Here is a 16238-nt window from a genome sequence, read left to right on the forward strand (position 1 = left end):
AATAATATACTTTAACCTTTATTAAAATCGATCTGCGCAGCATATTTTATATCTTGCAACCCCTTAATGGATTATAGAGAGAAAAATAAGATTAACTAAAAAGAGAGATTTGAAAGGTTATGAAAAAATTAGTAAAATTATTTTCAGTATTGTTTTTTTGTGGAGTATTGGCTCTGGGTATCTCATCATGCTCGAATGATGATGGACATTCTTTGGGTGATTTTTATCTATCGTGGGCAACAACGAATGACGAAGGTAGAACCTTTATGCTGGACGATAAAGATAGTACAACATTATTTGTATCAGCAACCAGCACGAACTATCAGCCTAAAAACAAGCGGGTAGTAATTAATTTTACAATCCTGTCGGATCAATATAACGGTTATGATCATTTGATAAAACTGAATGGTTATGTTGCAGATGTTCTTACCAAGAATGTTATCTATTTAGATCCGAATGATCAGGCACAGCAAGATAGTATAGGCAATGACCCGATCGAGATAAAAGGCATCTGGGAAGGTGGCGGATATTTGAATATTAAGTTCGCTTATTTAACAGCGAATCAAAATCCACATCTTGTTAATTTGATTTCTACAAAACCTGATAAATCTGTGACTGATGATGTTGTAGAATTAGAATTCAGACATAATCGAGAAGGAGATCCTCAGAATTATATGACAGAGGGACTTGTTAGTTTCGATTTAGCTCCATATCGTAAAGAAGGGCGTGATACGGTTGCTTTTAAAATAAAAGTAAAACTATCGGATACAGAAACTAAGATATACGATATAGAGTATAAATATGGTAAGCCCTGATTTCGTGTTTGCTTATCAGATGCAGATTTAGGGAATAAAAAAACGATTTCTTAGAATATTAATAATATTCTTTTTTATTTCATTTTGAAAAGAGAACTTGAGAGAGTTCTCTTTTTTTGTATTCTTATGCTTTTTCTTCCTTGGTTTATAAGGTATTCATTCAAAAAAGATGTATTTTTGTTCATGCCGGATTTTTTTCAGAACTAAATGGATAATATAAAAATAAAAGAGCAGGTCAAAAACGAATTTACAGATTATCTTAGTCTGCATAAACATCGGAAGACCCCGGAGCGGTATGCTATATTGGAGCATATTTACTCTACAAAAGGGCATTTTGACATGGATTCACTTTATAATTCGATGACTCAGTCTCATTTTAGAGTGAGTCGCGCTACACTTTATAATACAATCGAATTGTTGCTTGATTGCGGGCTGGTTGTTAAACATCAGTTTGGGGCTAATGTGTCGCAATATGAGCGGGCTTATGGTAATGAAAACCATGACCATTTGATCTGTTTGGGTTGTGGAGAAGTAAAGGAGCATAAAAACGGCAATCTGTTTACTCCGGCTCAGCAGAAAAAATTGCAGCGCTTCAAAGTGAGCTATTATAGCATGTATATCTATGGTATATGCAATAAGTGCATGCGTGCCAAAAAGGCAGAAGAAAAGAAAGTTAAAACTGTAGAAAACAAAAATACTCGTATAAAAAAGAAATGAAAGTAGATGTATTGTTAGGTTTGCAATGGGGTGATGAAGGAAAAGGTAAGATCGTAGATGTTCTTACTCCCGAGTATGAAATAATTGCCCGTTTCCAAGGAGGCCCTAATGCAGGTCATACACTCGAATTTGAAGGAAAAAAATATGTACTTCGTTCGGTTCCGTCCGGAATATTTCAAGGAGCAAAGATAAATGTAATCGGTAACGGTGTTGTTATTGATCCTGCTTTGTTTAAAAGTGAGATAGAATCACTCGAATCATCCGGTCATCAATTGACAAAGCGTCTTTTGATTTCAAAAAAAGCCCATCTTATTTTGCCTACTCACCGTCTCTTAGATGCTTGTTTCGAAGAATCGAAAGGCGACTCTAAAATAGGTACCACAGGCAAGGGAATTGGTCCTACGTATACGGATAAGGTAGGTCGTAACGGACTACGTGTCGGTGATGTGTTACATAATTTCGAAGAGAAATATAATGCAGCTAAAACAAAACATCTGAAAACATTAGCTCAATATGGATTCGATACCAGTGCTTTACCTCAATTGGAAAAAGAATGGTTCGAAGGCTTAGCGAAGTTGCGTGAATTTACATTTATAGATAGCGAACATTATATCAATAAGGCAATAAAAGAAGGTAAGAAGATATTGGCAGAAGGTGCGCAAGGTACAATGCTCGATATTGACTTCGGTTCTTATCCTTTCGTTACGTCGTCTAATACAATAACAGCCGGTTCATCCATCGGATTAGGTATTGCACCTCAGGCTATAGGCGAGGTATATGGCATATTTAAAGCCTATTGCACGCGTGTCGGTAGCGGTCCTTTTCCAACAGAACTGTTTGATGAGACAGGAGATGAGCTTCGTAAACTGGGATTCGAGTTCGGATCAGTAACAGGACGTCCACGCCGTTGCGGATGGATAGACTTAGTTGCACTTCGCTATGCTATTATGATTGATGGCGTTACTCAACTGATAATGACAAAGAGTGATGTTCTCGATACGTTCGATACAATCAAAGTGTGTGTAGCATATGAAATCGAAGGACAACAAATAGCTGATTTTCCATTTGAGATCGGAGACGATGTGAAATCTGTATTTGTGGAAATGGCAGGATGGAAAACAGATATGACTAAGATGCAGAAAGAAAGTGAGTTTCCTAAGGCGTTTAGTGATTATGTGGCATTTTTAGAAAAAGAATTGAATGTTCCGATTCGTGTTATATCCCTAGGTCCCGACAGAGAACAAACAATCATTAGGAAATAAAAGGTATTTTTAGATAATTAAGAATGTGCCAATATGAACTATTGGCACATTTTTTGTGTTTTAACTTTTAGGGAAGCAACGTAAAAACGATGCGAGAAATAATAAAATAATAGGTTATTGACTATAAAAAATAAAAGAACAAACTATGTATTTAAATTGGATACTATTCGGAATCATTGCTCTTGTCAGTTATGCTGTATCGGCAATGTTACAAAGCAAATTCAAAAAATATTCTAATGTTCCTATCGATCGAGGTTTGACAGGACGTGATGTCGCAGAAAAAATGCTACATGATAACGGCATTTACGATGTGAAAGTCGTTTCGACACGAGGGATGTTGACAGATCACTACAATCCGGGTGATAAGACTGTTAACCTGAGTGAAGGGGTCTACTCCAGCAATAGTGTGGCTGCCGCAGCGGTTGCTGCCCATGAATGCGGACACGCAGTGCAACATGCACGTGCGTACGGGCCTTTGAAAATGCGTTCGTCGCTTGTTCCTATTGTCAGCTTTTCGTCTAAATGGGTGATGTGGGTAATTTTAGCCGGAGTCTTATTAATAAACTCGTTTCCTACACTCATCTGGGTTGGTATTGGCTTGTTTGCCTTAACAACTATATTCAGTGTTGTAACTTTACCCGTTGAAATAAATGCAAGTAGCAGAGCTTTGACATGGCTTAATACGGCTGGTATAACCAACGTGAATAACCATGATATGGCCAAAGATGCATTGAAATGGGCTGCATATACTTATGTTGTCGCTGCTCTTGGTTCTATCGCTACATTAGTTTACTATGTAACAATAGCATTAAGCGGTAGCAGGCGTTCATAATAACTGATTCTTTATAAATAAACAGGAAAAGAGTAACTAATATTGGTTACTCTTTTTTTGTACTTATGTTTTATTGTATCATTAATTAAAATTATAGAATCAGATATAACAACTCTATTGTAAATCAATATTTTATATTTGTAAATATCTATAACCCTTTATTTGATAATTGAAGCTAATACTCGCTAAATATAAATCACATTCAAAATGGTACATGTTAATAACCGATTAGTGGTAAGTTTTTTAATGCTTGTTTTTATGCAACTTATCAGTAGTATCGATATTTCTGCACAGAAAAACGTAAAGACAGTGCAGAAGGAATACGATGTTGCTGCATTTCTCTATCCTGCTTATGCGTCGGATGATCCCCGTTTACTTCCGTTTTGGCCTAAAGGAATAGGAGAGTGGGAAACAGTGGCTAATATGCAGGAGCGTAATCCGGGGCATTATTGGAACAGGAAACCTCTCTGGGGGTATATCAACGAAGCCGATCCGTCGGTAATGTCTATGGAGATAGAAGCTGCGACCAAACATGGTGTGGATGTTTTTATTTTTGACTGGTATTGGTACGATAATCGTCCTTTTATGGAAACAACACTCAATAATGGGTTTCTGAAGGCCGATAATGTAGGAAAAATGAAATTCTATCTTATGTGGGCTAATCATGATGTTGGGAATACATGGGATACACGTATTTCGCACGAACCTAATATTATTTGGGAAGGAAAAGTAGATAGGCAGGAATTCGAAAAAATATGCAAGCGTAATATTGAGAAATATTTTAAGCATCCTCAATACTATAAAATTGATGGCAAACCCGTATTTATGATCTATGATATACCGCAATTGATTTCGGGGCTTGGAGGAGTAGAAGAAACTGTAAGTGCTCTGAAATGGTTTAACGACGAAACTAAAAAAGCAGGATTTCCGGGAGTAGATCTACAGCTTACAATGTGGTCTATAAATCTTAATCATAGTGGATTCGATGGAAGCAAAACCGAAAATCCGGAAAGAGAGTTTGTGAAAAAGCTCGGCTTTACGAGTGCTACTCATTATCAGTTTGTTCATTTTACAAATGTAGATCAGGATTACTTGGCAATAATGGAAGCTGTGAAAAAAGAATGGGCACGAATTGATGCGAACTTTGATTTTAAATATTATCCCCATGTAAGTGTTGGATGGGATAATAGCCCGCGTTTAGGGTCTAGTGCCGTTGTGAAAAATAATACACCGGAGAACTTTCAGAAAGCACTTCAGATGGCAAAAGAATATGTAGATAGTCATCCCGATCAGGCACCTCTTATTACTATAAATAGTTGGAATGAATGGACAGAAACCAGCTACCTCCAACCATGTAATATTTTTGGCTACGGATATCTTGAAGCAGTAAAGAAAGTCTTTAAAGGTGAATAATTCACTTAGGCTAATAGCCTAAGAGAGGCCGGAAGAAAACAATCTTCCGGCCTCTTATGTTATTAAGGTTGACTCTTTCTTTTTTTACTTTTAGTAAATTATTGTGCATCGGATTCTTTATCTTTGCTCGTCCAAATACAATATATCAAATTATCGATGAAAGCTATAATCTTTATTCCTATAATACTTTTATACTTTGCCGCAAACTTTTACGTTTTTCACCGTCTGTGGGTGGCTATGCCTCCTAATCTGATTGGTCGGATATGTCTTATTTCATTTGCTAGTATTGCGATATTATCACTATTTATCTCTTTCTTAGCTGGCGATGCTATGCCGGTCGGTATGGCTTCATTCTTCTATCGGATAGGGACTTCTTGGGTTTTTATATTGATTTATGCTTTTATTGTAATCTTTTTCAAAGATCTATTTGGGCTGACCAATCGTGTTCTTCATTTTATGCCTAGCGATGCACTCACCCGCTATACGAAAGATAACTGGATGGGATTGGGGCTTATGGTTGGATTTATTGCGATGCTAATGATTTGTGGTTACCTTAAGTATCAATGGAAGGTTCGTGTGCCACTTTCGCTGACAATCGAAAAAACGATGGCAGACTCTAGCTTATTCCGACCATTGCGAATCGTTGCCATAAGTGATTTACATTTAGGCTATGGAATAAACAAAAAAGAACTGGAAGGTTGGATTGATCTGATTAATGCCGAGGAGCCCGATATTGTGCTGATAGCAGGGGATATTATAGATAATAGTATCCGTCCGCTCAATGAAGGTAATTTTGCTGAGAGCTTTAAGAAAATAAAAGCACCGATGGGTATTTATGCCTGTATGGGTAATCATGAATATATCAGTGGGGCTAAGGAAAGTATGGATTTTATCAATCGGGCAGGTATACACTTACTTCGCGATTCGGTAGCCGAGATCGACAGTTGCTTTTATATCGTTGGTCGCGAAGACCGATCGAATCTACGTCGTAAACCGCTAACCGATCTTGTAGCCAATCTTGATAAATCTAAACCTATTATTGTATTAGATCACCAGCCTTATAATCTCGAAAAAACAGAAGCAGCAGATGTTGATTTGCAGATTTCGGGACATACGCATCAAGGGCAGGTGTGGCCCATCTCTATGATTACAAATGCACTCTATGAGATAGATCATGGATATTTGAAGAAAGGAAATACAAATATATATGTTAGTTCGGGTATCGGTCTCTGGGGTGGAAAATTCCGTATTGGTACACAGTCCGAATATGTAGTTATCGATATAAATAAGAAGCTATGAGAGTTTTTTTCAATGCAATAGTTATACAGATTCTGCTTAATGCCTATATTTATTGGCGTGGACGGCAGGCTTTGCCGAACCGTAAATTTATACAGATACCTTTTGCTCTGATATTTATATTCGAATTATTAGTTTATTTTGTAGGATACTTTGGTTCTCACCGTCTTCCTTTCGAGTATTTACACGATCTGACGTGGATTGGTACCTCGTGGATGATTTTTATTATTTATACCGGTTCGTTGTTACTTATCTATGATTTATTTCGCTTTATTAATAAAAAGAAAAAAATATTTCCCCCATCTGTCGATCTGCAAAATAAGAAATTGAGGCTTAGTTATTTTTGTATGTCGTTGCTCGTAGTCTTAAGTTCGATGGCGTATGGTAATTATAAATTTCGCCATCCAGTTGTTAAAGAGCTAGATCTGACTATTAATAAATATTCCCCTGAAGTCAAAGAACTAAAAATAGTAGTTGCTGCCGATATTCATGTTGGCTATCTGATCGACCGAGATATTTTAAAAATGTATGTCGATAAGATAATGGAGCAAAAGCCTGATATGATTCTGCTTGTCGGAGACATAATCGATTATGATCTCAAGTCGGTGAGAGAGCAAAAAATGGAGGGAGAATTTAAACGATTATCCGCTCCTTATGGCGTGTTTGCTTCTACGGGTAATCATGATTATATTCAGTTGGCCGAAGAGGAAGAGAATGAGAAAATAAAGTGGCTGAGGGACGAAAGTGGATTAACTTTGCTTCAGGATACAGCTGTTTTTATAGCTAACTCTTTTTACGTTGTAGGGCGTGAAGATGACAAATGTTTAACACGTAAACCATTGTCTCAGATAATGCAAAGAGTGGACAGGCAGTATCCGATTATTGTAATAAATCATGAGCCGCATCGTTTGCAGGAAGAAGTTGCTGCCGGAGCAGACATTGCTTTGTATGGGCATACACACGACGGGCAGGTATTTCCTAACAATTTCCTTGTGAAAAGGCTTTATGAGTTGAGTTACGGATATAAGAAGAAAGATAACACACATATTTATGTGACATCGGGATTAGGACTGGCTGGTCCGCAGTACCGAATTGGTACAGTCTCTGAAATTATGGTTTTGAATGTGAAGTTTGATAAATGATCATTATATTTAGCAATGCTAAAATCTCTATACATAAAAAATTACGCACTGATTGATAGTCTCGAAATAGATTTTGAGGCAGGGTTCTCTGTGATAACAGGAGAAACAGGAGCCGGAAAATCAATTATTTTAGGAGCTTTGGCTCTTATCTTAGGTCAGCGTGCCGATATAAAAGCCATAAAGCAAGGAGAAAATAAATGCATTATAGAAGGTGTGTTTGATGTGTCAGCTTATGATCTCCGCGAATTTTGCGAAGAAAAAGATATAGAATATGATGCAGATAACTATATTCTTCGTCGGGAGATTCTTTCGTCGGGAAAATCGCGTGCTTTTATCAATGACACCCCGGTTGCATTAACTGATCTGAAAGAGTTGGGTAGTCAGCTGATAGATGTTCACTCGCAGCATCAAAACTTGCTGCTAGCTGAAGATCATTTTCAAATGCAGGTAGTCGATGTTCTGGCTGGAAATAAAAAGCTGTTAAAAGAATATCAACAAGCTTTTAAGCTATATAAACAATCGGAAAAAGCACTTGAAGTGCTTAACGATTCTGTAAGAAAGAGCAAAGAAGAAGAGGATTATTTACGTTTTCAATATGAGTCCTTGCACGAGGCATCTTTAGTTGAAGGAGAGCAGGAAGAACTTGAATTGGAACAGGAAACTTTAAATCATGCCGAGGAAATAAAATCGGCTTTGTATAAGTGCCACATCTTATTGTCGGATGATGAAAGAGGTATTGTCCCCGAACTAAAAGAAAGTCTGTCGGTTTCTCAAACATTACTAAAAGTCTATACAAAAGCCGAAGAAATATCGCAGCGTATACAGACTGCATATATTGATCTGAAAGATCTAAGTTCCGAATTGGAGCGATTGGCTGGCGATGTGGAATTTAATCCGAATAGATTACTCGAAATAAGCAATCGCTTAGATCTTATTTATAGCCTACAACAGAAACATCGATTGTCATCTGTCGCAGACTTGATTCAACTTTATCATGAATTGGAACTAAAGATAGAAAATATTGATTCGTTTGATTTACAGATAGAAAAGTTGGAAAAAGAGGTCGCTGAAAATAGAGTAAAGATGCTTAGTTTAGCCGCAAGCCTAAGCGAAGAAAGAGCAAAGGCAACCGAATCGATAGAAAAGGATTTAGTGGATAAAATAGCTGTGTTGGGAATGCCTAACGTTCGTTTCGAATGTAAATTGACAACCAAAGCACAACCCGATATTACTGGGATAGACCATCTTCAGTTTCTATTCTCTGCAAATAAGAATATACCGTTGCAACCCGTATCTGACATTGCATCGGGTGGTGAAATCTCACGTCTTATGCTTTGTCTGAAATCGATGATTGCAGGAGCAACAGCTTTACCTACAATTATTTTTGATGAAATAGATACAGGTGTATCAGGTGAAATAGCTGACAAGATGGGGCAGATCATGCAGGAATTCGGACAGAATATGCAGGTAATTGCTATTACTCATCTGCCGCAGATTGCCGCAAAAGGTAATATCCATTATCGAGTTTACAAGTCGGATAATGCAGAAACAACTACAACTAATCTTATCAAACTGTCTAATGAGGAACGTCTCGAAGAAGTGGCGCGTATGCTTAGTGGCGCTACTCTCACAGATGCTGCTGTACAAAATGCCAAAGTAATGCTAGGTCACAAATAAAACGAAAATGAGTATAATCCCCTTTCTTGATCTGAAAAGAGAATATGAGCGATTTGCTGTTGAATTACGGCAGGCTACATTGCGGGTGTTAGACTCTGGCTGGTATATTTTAGGCGAAGAGAAGAAGAAATTTGAGCAAGAGTTTGCTTCATACTGTGGCGTGGATTACAGCGTAGGGGTAGGGAATGGTTTGGATGCAATCCGATTGACGTTGCTGGCATACAAAGAAATGGATATCTTCAAAGATGGTGATGAAATTATTCTACCAGCGAACGTATTTATTGCAACAGCGTTGGCCGTTTCACAGAGCGGACTTATACCAGTATTAGCCGACTGTGATATAACAACATATAATATAGACCCTATTTCGGTAGAGAAAAAAATAACAGACCGGACTAAAGCTATTATCGCTGTTCACCTTTATGGACAGATTGCGCCGATGGAAGAATTGGCACAACTAGCTGAAAAGTATAATCTTAAACTTCTAGAAGATGCAGCTCAGGCACATGGTGCAGTTTATAGAGGTAAGAAAGCAGGTAATTTGGCAGATGCAGCAGCTTTTAGTTTCTATCCGGTGAAGAATCTGGGGGCATTGGGTGATGCAGGGGCAGTTACAACAAATGACAGTGTATTGGCAGGGATTGTTGCCAGCCTGTCGAATTATGGGTCGAGTAAAAAATATCTTCACGAATATAAAGGATTGAATTCTCGCTTGGACGAAATGCAAGCTGCGGTTTTATCGGTTAAATTGAAATATCTGGATGATGATAACAATCGAAGAAAAGAGATAGCCAGATATTATTCTGAGAATATAAAAAACGAGGCGGTTATTTTGCCGGTAATATCGGATTATGACAGTCATGTTTTCCATATTTATGCAATCCGTTGTCAGCAAAGAACGAAAGTGCAAACAGCTCTTTTACAAAGTGGTATTCAGACTCAAATTCATTATCCGATAGTTATTCATAAGCAACCTGCATATAAAGAATTGGGGGGAACTAGTTTACCTGTTTCTGAAAAATTGCAGGATGAAATATTAAGCCTTCCCATCTATCCAAGCTTGACAAATGAAGAGATGGATAAGATTGTCTCGTGTATAAATGATCTGAAATAAATTATCAGACTTGTTTTCTCGCATTTTATGCACTTCTTTAATGTTTTTTTCCATTATTAAAAAAGCGGAGAATGTTTTTTATTATATCTTTGCAGTACATACATAGTAGGTAGTGATATCGAATGAAAAAGAATAATATATACTGTTTTTAAAAAACACAAAATTCCTTATAATAGAATGAAACTAAGTCCTCTGACAGCCATATCTCCGATCGATGGCCGTTATCGTAGTAAAACCGATAATCTGGCTTCTTATTTTTCCGAATATGCACTAATCAAATATCGGGTATTAGTTGAGGTTGAATATTTCATCGCATTATGCGAATTACCTCTTCCTCAATTGAAAAATGTAGATAAAAATGTTTTTCCTCAATTGAGATCAATCGTATCTGATTTTACAGAAGCAGATGCTTTGAATATAAAAGAAATAGAAAAAACTACAAATCATGATGTAAAGGCTGTTGAATATTTCATTAAAGAAAAATTTGATATTTTAAACCTGAATGATAATAAAGAGTTTATTCACTTTGGGTTAACATCGCAGGATATAAATAATACGTCTATTCCTCTCTCGTTGAAAGATGCTTTGAATGAAGTATATTACCCAATGGTAGAAGAATTGATTACCAAGCTTAAGAATAAATCGAACGACTGGGCTGATATTTCTATGTTGGCAAAAACACATGGTCAGCCGGCTTCTCCGACTCGTTTAGGAAAAGAGATAATGGTTTTTGTCAGTCGTCTCGAAGGACAATTGGCAATATTAAAATCGGTACCATTGTCTGCTAAATTTGGTGGGGCTACTGGGAATTATAATGCTCATAATGTTGCTTATCCGTCTTATGACTGGAAAGCTTTTGGTAATAAATTTGTTTCGGAAAAGTTAGGTTTAGTAAGAGAAGAGTGGACAACTCAAATTTCTAACTATGATAATCTGGCTGCGGTATTTGATGCAATGAAACGTATCGATACTATTATGATCGACTTAAATAGAGACTTCTGGCAATATATCTCTATGGAATACTTCAAACAAAAGATCAAAGAAGGTGAAATAGGATCATCGGCGATGCCTCATAAAGTAAATCCTATTGATTTCGAAAATGCAGAAGGAAACCTCGGAATAGCAAATGCTATTTTGGAACACCTATCTGCTAAATTGCCTATATCCCGTTTGCAAAGAGATTTGACAGACTCGACAGTATTGCGTAACATCGGAGTGCCTATGGGGCATATTGTGATAGCGCTACAAAGCACGTTGAAAGGTTTGGATAAATTATTGTTGAACAAGGATGCGTTATACAGAGACTTGGAAAACTGCTGGCCTGTCGTAGCCGAAGGTATTCAAACAATTCTTCGCCGCGAAGGTTATCCAAAGCCTTATGAAGCATTGAAAGAGCTTACCCGTACGAATGAAGCTATAACAGGAAAGTCTATTGCCGATTTTATCAATGGATTGAACGTGAGTGATTCCGTGAAAGACGAATTAAGAAAAATAACACCTCATACCTATACAGGTATATAAAGAAACGTAACCGTGAGGTTATTTTAATAACAATTTATTTAAACAGAAAAGAAATGGTAACAGACAATGGTAATGAAAGAGAAAGCCGCGATGGTGACTCTTCATCAAATGGATCAGATTCAGTAAAGAAAAAACGCACACGCGTAGGTGATCTGCGCAAGCAAAACTATGATGCTCCGGCTTCTGATAGGGACAGAAATCCTTACAGATCGAATTCGGAAGGACCATCTCGCTCATCTTATGGCTCATCAGATAGTCAATCAAGACCATCTTACGAAAGAAGAGATAATAGCGAACGACGTCCTTATAGTAGTAATCAAGGATATTCAGATAATCGCGGAGGCGGTGGCTATTCAGACAATCGTGGTGGAGGCTACTCGGACAACCGTGGTGGCGGTTACTCAGATAATCGCAGCGGAGGCTATTCTGACAATCGTGGTGGTTACTCTAACAATCGCGGAGGAAATGATAATCGCGGCGGTTATTCAGATAATAATCGTGGTGGTGGCTATTCTAACGATCGCAGAAGCGGAGGTTACTCTGACAATCGCGGCGGTAGTGGCTACTCGAACAACCGTGGCGGCGGAGGCTATTCTAATAATCGTGGTGGTAATGACAATCGCGGTGGTGGTCGTCCAAGCAATCAGGATAGAGGCGGTCGTCCTTCGTTCAGAACGAATGATGGTCGTTCATCATACAATAATGCAAGTGGTTCAAGAGGTTTCAACGGTCCGGAACCAAGCGGTCCAAAGAAACTGATGAAGCCTGTTAAGTATAAAGAAAATGTAGATCCAAGTACTCCTTTACGTTTGAATAAATATTTGGCTAATGCCGGAGTTTGTTCTCGTCGTGAGGCTGATGCTCTTATCACATCGGGAGTAATCAAGGTAAATGGAGAAGTTGTAAATGAATTAGGAGCTAAAGTGACACGTGCAGATATGGTTACTTTCAACGATCAACCGATACGTCTCGAAAGCAAAGTATATGTATTGCTTAACAAGCCTAAAAACTGTGTGACAACATCGGATGATCCTCAAAACCGTACTACGGTAATGGATCTGGTAAAAGGTGCATGTCCTGAGCGTATTTATCCTGTAGGTCGTCTTGATAGGAACACAACAGGTGTACTTCTTCTGACGAATGATGGTGATTTGGCATCGAAGCTAATGCATCCGAAATTCAAAAAGAAAAAAATATATCAGGTAACTCTTGATCGTGATGTTACAATAGAAGATATGCAAACTATTGCTGATGGAGTTGAGCTTGACGATGGAGAAATCCATGCAGATTCAATCGCTTATCAAGCAGAAGATATATTAAATGTGGTTGGTATTGAAATTCACTCTGGTCGTAATCGTGTTGTACGTCGTATATTCGAAAAACTGAACTATCAGGTTGTAAAACTGGATCGTGTTTATTTTGCCGGATTAACGAAGAAAAATGTACAACGTGGAAAATGGCGTTACCTGTCGGAAAAAGAAGTGAATATGCTTCGTATGGGAGCTTTTGAGTGAGAAATAAAAATTAAAGATACATGGAAACTATTCGTAGAACAAAGATTGTAGACATATTTCGTAAGCCTGATTTAGGCGCAGCAGTAAGCATAAAAGGTTGGGTCCGTACTATGCGTGGTAATAAATTTGTGAAATTTATTCACATGAATGACGGTTCCACAATAAATAATATTCAGGTTGTAGCAGATGTAGAAACTTTTGGCGAAGAATTCTTCAAAAGAATAAGCACCGGCGCATGCCTTCATGTTGTGGGTCTTTTGGTTGAATCTCAAGGTCAGGGACAAAATTGCGAAATTCAGGCGAAAACAATCGAGATTTACGGAGAAGCTAATCCGGAAGAATATCCTTTGCAAAAACAAAAAAATGGTCCGTCATTAGAATTTTTAAGGGAGATTGCTTATTTGCGTCCTCGTACGAATACTTTCGGAGCTATTTTTCGTATACGCCATCATATGTCTTATGCAATACATAAGTATTTCAATGATAATGGATTCTTCTATTTTCACACACCAATTGTAACAGGTTCTGATGCAGAGGGTGCAGGCTCCATGTTTCAGGTAACTACACTCGATGTAAATAATCCTCCCCGTACGAAAGAGGGAGCGATTGATTATAAAGAGGATTTCTTCGGAGGGCAAACAAACCTTACGGTTTCGGGTCAACTTGAAGGAGAGCTTGGAGCAATGGCACTAGGTGGTATTTATACATTCGGACCGACATTTCGTGCCGAGAATTCAAATACACCTCGCCACTTAGCCGAATTTTGGATGATTGAACCTGAGGTTGCATTCAACGACATTCATGATAACATGGATTTGGCTGAGGATTTTATGAAGTATCTGATTAGTTACGCTCTCGAAAACTGTGCTGACGATATCGCTTTCTTATCTGAAAAATACGATGCGGAACTTATAGACAGATTGAAGTTTGTTGTTGAAAACGACTTTGTGCGTTTAACTTATACCGAGGGTGTCGATATTCTTGAGAAATCAGGACAGAAATTCGAGTTCCCTGTTTATTGGGGTGCCGATCTTCAATCAGAACATGAGCGTTATCTGGTAGAGAAACACTTTAAACGCCCTGTTATTTTGACCGATTATCCGAAAGAGATTAAATCTTTCTATATGAAACAAAATGAGGATGGGAAAACTGTTCGCGGAATGGATGTACTTTTCCCTAAGATTGGTGAAATCATTGGCGGATCGGAACGTGAAGCAGACTATGATAAATTAATGGCTCGTGTGAAAGAGTTGGATATGAATGTAGATTCTATCTGGTGGTACACCGAGATCCGTAAATTTGGAACAGCTCCTCACTCGGGATTTGGATTAGGATTTGAGCGTTTGATATTATTTATTACAGGTATGGCAAATATCCGTGATGTAATACCTTTCCCTCGTACTCCTAACAATGCAGAATTTTGATATTTGAATAATATGATATGTAAAAGCAGCAGGATTTAATTCTTGCTGCTTTTGTTTTTTATATTACTTTTGCTAATGTTACTTTACAAGGAAGAAAATGAATTTCGTACAACCGGATATATTCAACCGTAGTGTTGCATTTGTGAGCAATTTATATGATAAATTAGAATCGAAGTTTGCGTCTATCAGTCATAGTAAGTTGTCGGGAAATATATCATGGATTTTGGTAATACTAATCTGCTTTAGTATTCTTCTTATTCTCAATATTTTTACGCCAATGACAGCCGATGATTTCGGCTATCTTTATATTCATGCCGAGGATGGTGCGCGGGTTACCTCAATAGGTGATATCTTTCAGTCTCAATACAATCATTATTATCTGTGGGGTGGGCGCAGTGTAGTTCATTTTATAGCACAAGCACTATTGTTATTACCTCCGTTTGTTATCGATTTGTTGAATACGCTGGCATATATGGCTTATGTTTTTCTTATTTATTGGTTTATAAAGGGGCGAAAAGCAGGCAGCATATTATTATTTATATTAGTCAATTTGGCAATTTGGTTTGTTCAGCCTGCATTTGGTGATACAATTCTCTGGATCACAGGCAGTGCTAATTATCTATGGGGAACAACCCTTATTCTTCTATTTCTTCTTCCTTTCAGACTTTATAGTGGACATAAACAGGATAGGATTTCTATGATAATCTATTCTGTCGCTTTTTTTATCTTCGCCTTTATTGCGGGATGGACAAATGAGAATACGGCAGGTGCAATGTTGCTTATGGCAATCTTATTCTTGATCTATTACCGTTCCCGAAAATGGAATATTCCGGTATGGGCTATAGTAGGTCTGATAGGGGCATTGATCGGATATATTATTATGATTTTTGCGCCTGGTAATGCTGTCAGGGCAGGAGAGGCAGGGCAGCTAGGTATGTTCATTATATGCTACCGTCTTTTGATGCATACATTGACGCTGTTTACTGATTATGGAATACTTATTCTATCTTATTTAGTTATTTTGGTACTCTCTGGACGTTTCTCTAGAGAAGAATCGAAAGATAGCCTGCAGTTGTCTCTAATCTTTTTAGTTGGAGCTTTAGCTGCTATCTATGCAATGATATTCTCCCCATCGTTTCCTCCTCGGGCATGGTTTGGTATTCTGACATTTTTCATAATAGCTATTGGTATTTTGTTTTATAATTTTGATTATAAAAACAAGTTCCTGCGTCAGATAAGAGTCTCTATGCTCACGGTCGGACTCATTGCTTTCGCTTTCTCGTTTTATTTGGCAGCAAAAGATGTAAGCAGATTCTATTCTGTTTATAAAGAGAGACAATTATTAGTTGAAAAAGCTAAAAGGGAAGGTGCTACGACTTGCGAATTTGAAAGATACATTGCCGATACAAAGTTTGTGCATACCGAAGAGGTTCTTTCGAGGCACATGATGCATGGCTATTATGGTATAGAGATCATATTTAAAGAATCACTGCAAGAATAGTTACATAACG

At 37.8% G+C, this 16238-nt stretch carries 13 protein-coding genes; all 13 read left to right on the top strand.

What is annotated here, in order from left to right; translation table 11 throughout:
• Positions 1-119 precede the first annotated feature (119 nt).
• The 13 genes from G7Y56_RS00670 to G7Y56_RS00730 all read left to right on the top strand — a co-directional run bounded on the left by G7Y56_RS00670 (position 120) and on the right by G7Y56_RS00730 (position 16228).
• Positions 120-815 (top strand): NigD-like protein, encoded by a 696-nt coding sequence (locus G7Y56_RS00670; RefSeq protein ID WP_165040246.1) that lies wholly within the window; start codon positions 120-122, stop codon positions 813-815.
• A gap of 207 nt (positions 816-1022) precedes the next feature.
• The gene (locus tag G7Y56_RS00675) at positions 1023-1532 is read left to right on the top strand and encodes a Fur family transcriptional regulator (RefSeq protein ID WP_165020400.1); all 510 of its coding nucleotides are present in this window, start codon (positions 1023-1025) and stop codon (positions 1530-1532) included.
• Positions 1529-2794, top strand: a complete 1266-nt coding sequence (locus G7Y56_RS00680) for an adenylosuccinate synthase (protein ID WP_165040248.1) — start codon at positions 1529-1531, stop codon at positions 2792-2794. The genes G7Y56_RS00675 and G7Y56_RS00680 overlap by 4 nt, the downstream gene beginning before the upstream one ends.
• 145 nt (positions 2795-2939) lie before the next feature.
• Complete coding sequence (locus tag G7Y56_RS00685) at positions 2940-3626, top strand: zinc metallopeptidase (protein ID WP_165040250.1); 687 nt, start codon at positions 2940-2942, stop codon at positions 3624-3626.
• A gap of 258 nt (positions 3627-3884) precedes the next feature.
• Positions 3885-5039: a glycoside hydrolase family 99-like domain-containing protein gene (locus tag G7Y56_RS00690; RefSeq protein ID WP_255498597.1), complete on the top strand. Its 1155-nt coding sequence runs from the start codon at positions 3885-3887 to the stop codon at positions 5037-5039.
• Positions 5040-5195: 156 nt separating this feature from the next.
• Complete coding sequence (locus G7Y56_RS00695; protein WP_165040252.1) at positions 5196-6338, top strand: metallophosphoesterase; 1143 nt, start codon at positions 5196-5198, stop codon at positions 6336-6338.
• Positions 6335-7477 (top strand): metallophosphoesterase, encoded by a 1143-nt coding sequence (locus G7Y56_RS00700; protein WP_165040255.1) that lies wholly within the window; start codon positions 6335-6337, stop codon positions 7475-7477. Before G7Y56_RS00695 ends, G7Y56_RS00700 begins: the two co-directional genes overlap by 4 nt.
• A gap of 15 nt (positions 7478-7492) precedes the next feature.
• The gene (gene recN / locus G7Y56_RS00705; protein WP_165040257.1) at positions 7493-9154 is read left to right on the top strand and encodes a DNA repair protein RecN; all 1662 of its coding nucleotides are present in this window, start codon (positions 7493-7495) and stop codon (positions 9152-9154) included.
• A 13-nt stretch (positions 9155-9167) separates the two neighbouring features.
• Positions 9168-10268 (top strand): DegT/DnrJ/EryC1/StrS aminotransferase family protein, encoded by a 1101-nt coding sequence (locus G7Y56_RS00710; protein ID WP_221412533.1) that lies wholly within the window; start codon positions 9168-9170, stop codon positions 10266-10268.
• Between the two features lie 177 nt (positions 10269-10445).
• Positions 10446-11789, top strand: a complete 1344-nt coding sequence (gene purB, locus G7Y56_RS00715) for an adenylosuccinate lyase (protein WP_165040261.1) — start codon at positions 10446-10448, stop codon at positions 11787-11789.
• A 53-nt stretch (positions 11790-11842) separates the two neighbouring features.
• On the top strand, positions 11843-13303 hold the full coding sequence (locus G7Y56_RS00720) for a pseudouridine synthase (RefSeq protein ID WP_165040263.1): 1461 nt from the start codon (positions 11843-11845) through the stop codon (positions 13301-13303).
• Positions 13304-13323: 20 nt separating this feature from the next.
• Positions 13324-14727, top strand: coding sequence for an asparagine--tRNA ligase (asnS, locus tag G7Y56_RS00725; RefSeq protein ID WP_165040265.1), 1404 nt, complete (start codon positions 13324-13326; stop codon positions 14725-14727).
• Positions 14728-14824: 97 nt separating this feature from the next.
• The gene (locus G7Y56_RS00730) at positions 14825-16228 is read left to right on the top strand and encodes a DUF6056 family protein (RefSeq protein ID WP_165040267.1); all 1404 of its coding nucleotides are present in this window, start codon (positions 14825-14827) and stop codon (positions 16226-16228) included.
• Positions 16229-16238 lie beyond the last annotated feature (10 nt).

It is taken from the genome of Dysgonomonas sp. ZJ709 (assembly GCF_011039195.1).
In the GTDB taxonomy this organism is placed as follows: Bacteria; Bacteroidota; Bacteroidia; order Bacteroidales; family Dysgonomonadaceae; genus Dysgonomonas.

Bases quoted from the DNA above. Each gene is read 5' to 3' on its own strand.
- G7Y56_RS00670 (WP_165040246.1), top strand. From the start codon at position 120: ATGAAAAAATTAGTAAAATTATTTTCAGTATTGTTTTTTTGTGGAGTA.
- G7Y56_RS00675 (WP_165020400.1), top strand. From the start codon at position 1,023: ATGGATAATATAAAAATAAAAGAGCAGGTCAAAAACGAATTTACAGAT.
- G7Y56_RS00680 (WP_165040248.1), top strand. From the start codon at position 1,529: ATGAAAGTAGATGTATTGTTAGGTTTGCAATGGGGTGATGAAGGAAAA.
- G7Y56_RS00685 (WP_165040250.1), top strand. From the start codon at position 2,940: ATGTATTTAAATTGGATACTATTCGGAATCATTGCTCTTGTCAGTTAT.
- G7Y56_RS00690 (WP_255498597.1), top strand. From the start codon at position 3,885: ATGCAACTTATCAGTAGTATCGATATTTCTGCACAGAAAAACGTAAAG.
- G7Y56_RS00695 (WP_165040252.1), top strand. From the start codon at position 5,196: ATGAAAGCTATAATCTTTATTCCTATAATACTTTTATACTTTGCCGCA.
- G7Y56_RS00700 (WP_165040255.1), top strand. From the start codon at position 6,335: ATGAGAGTTTTTTTCAATGCAATAGTTATACAGATTCTGCTTAATGCC.
- recN (WP_165040257.1), top strand. From the start codon at position 7,493: ATGCTAAAATCTCTATACATAAAAAATTACGCACTGATTGATAGTCTC.
- purB (WP_165040261.1), top strand. From the start codon at position 10,446: ATGAAACTAAGTCCTCTGACAGCCATATCTCCGATCGATGGCCGTTAT.
- G7Y56_RS00720 (WP_165040263.1), top strand. From the start codon at position 11,843: ATGGTAACAGACAATGGTAATGAAAGAGAAAGCCGCGATGGTGACTCT.
- asnS (WP_165040265.1), top strand. From the start codon at position 13,324: ATGGAAACTATTCGTAGAACAAAGATTGTAGACATATTTCGTAAGCCT.
- G7Y56_RS00730 (WP_165040267.1), top strand. From the start codon at position 14,825: ATGAATTTCGTACAACCGGATATATTCAACCGTAGTGTTGCATTTGTG.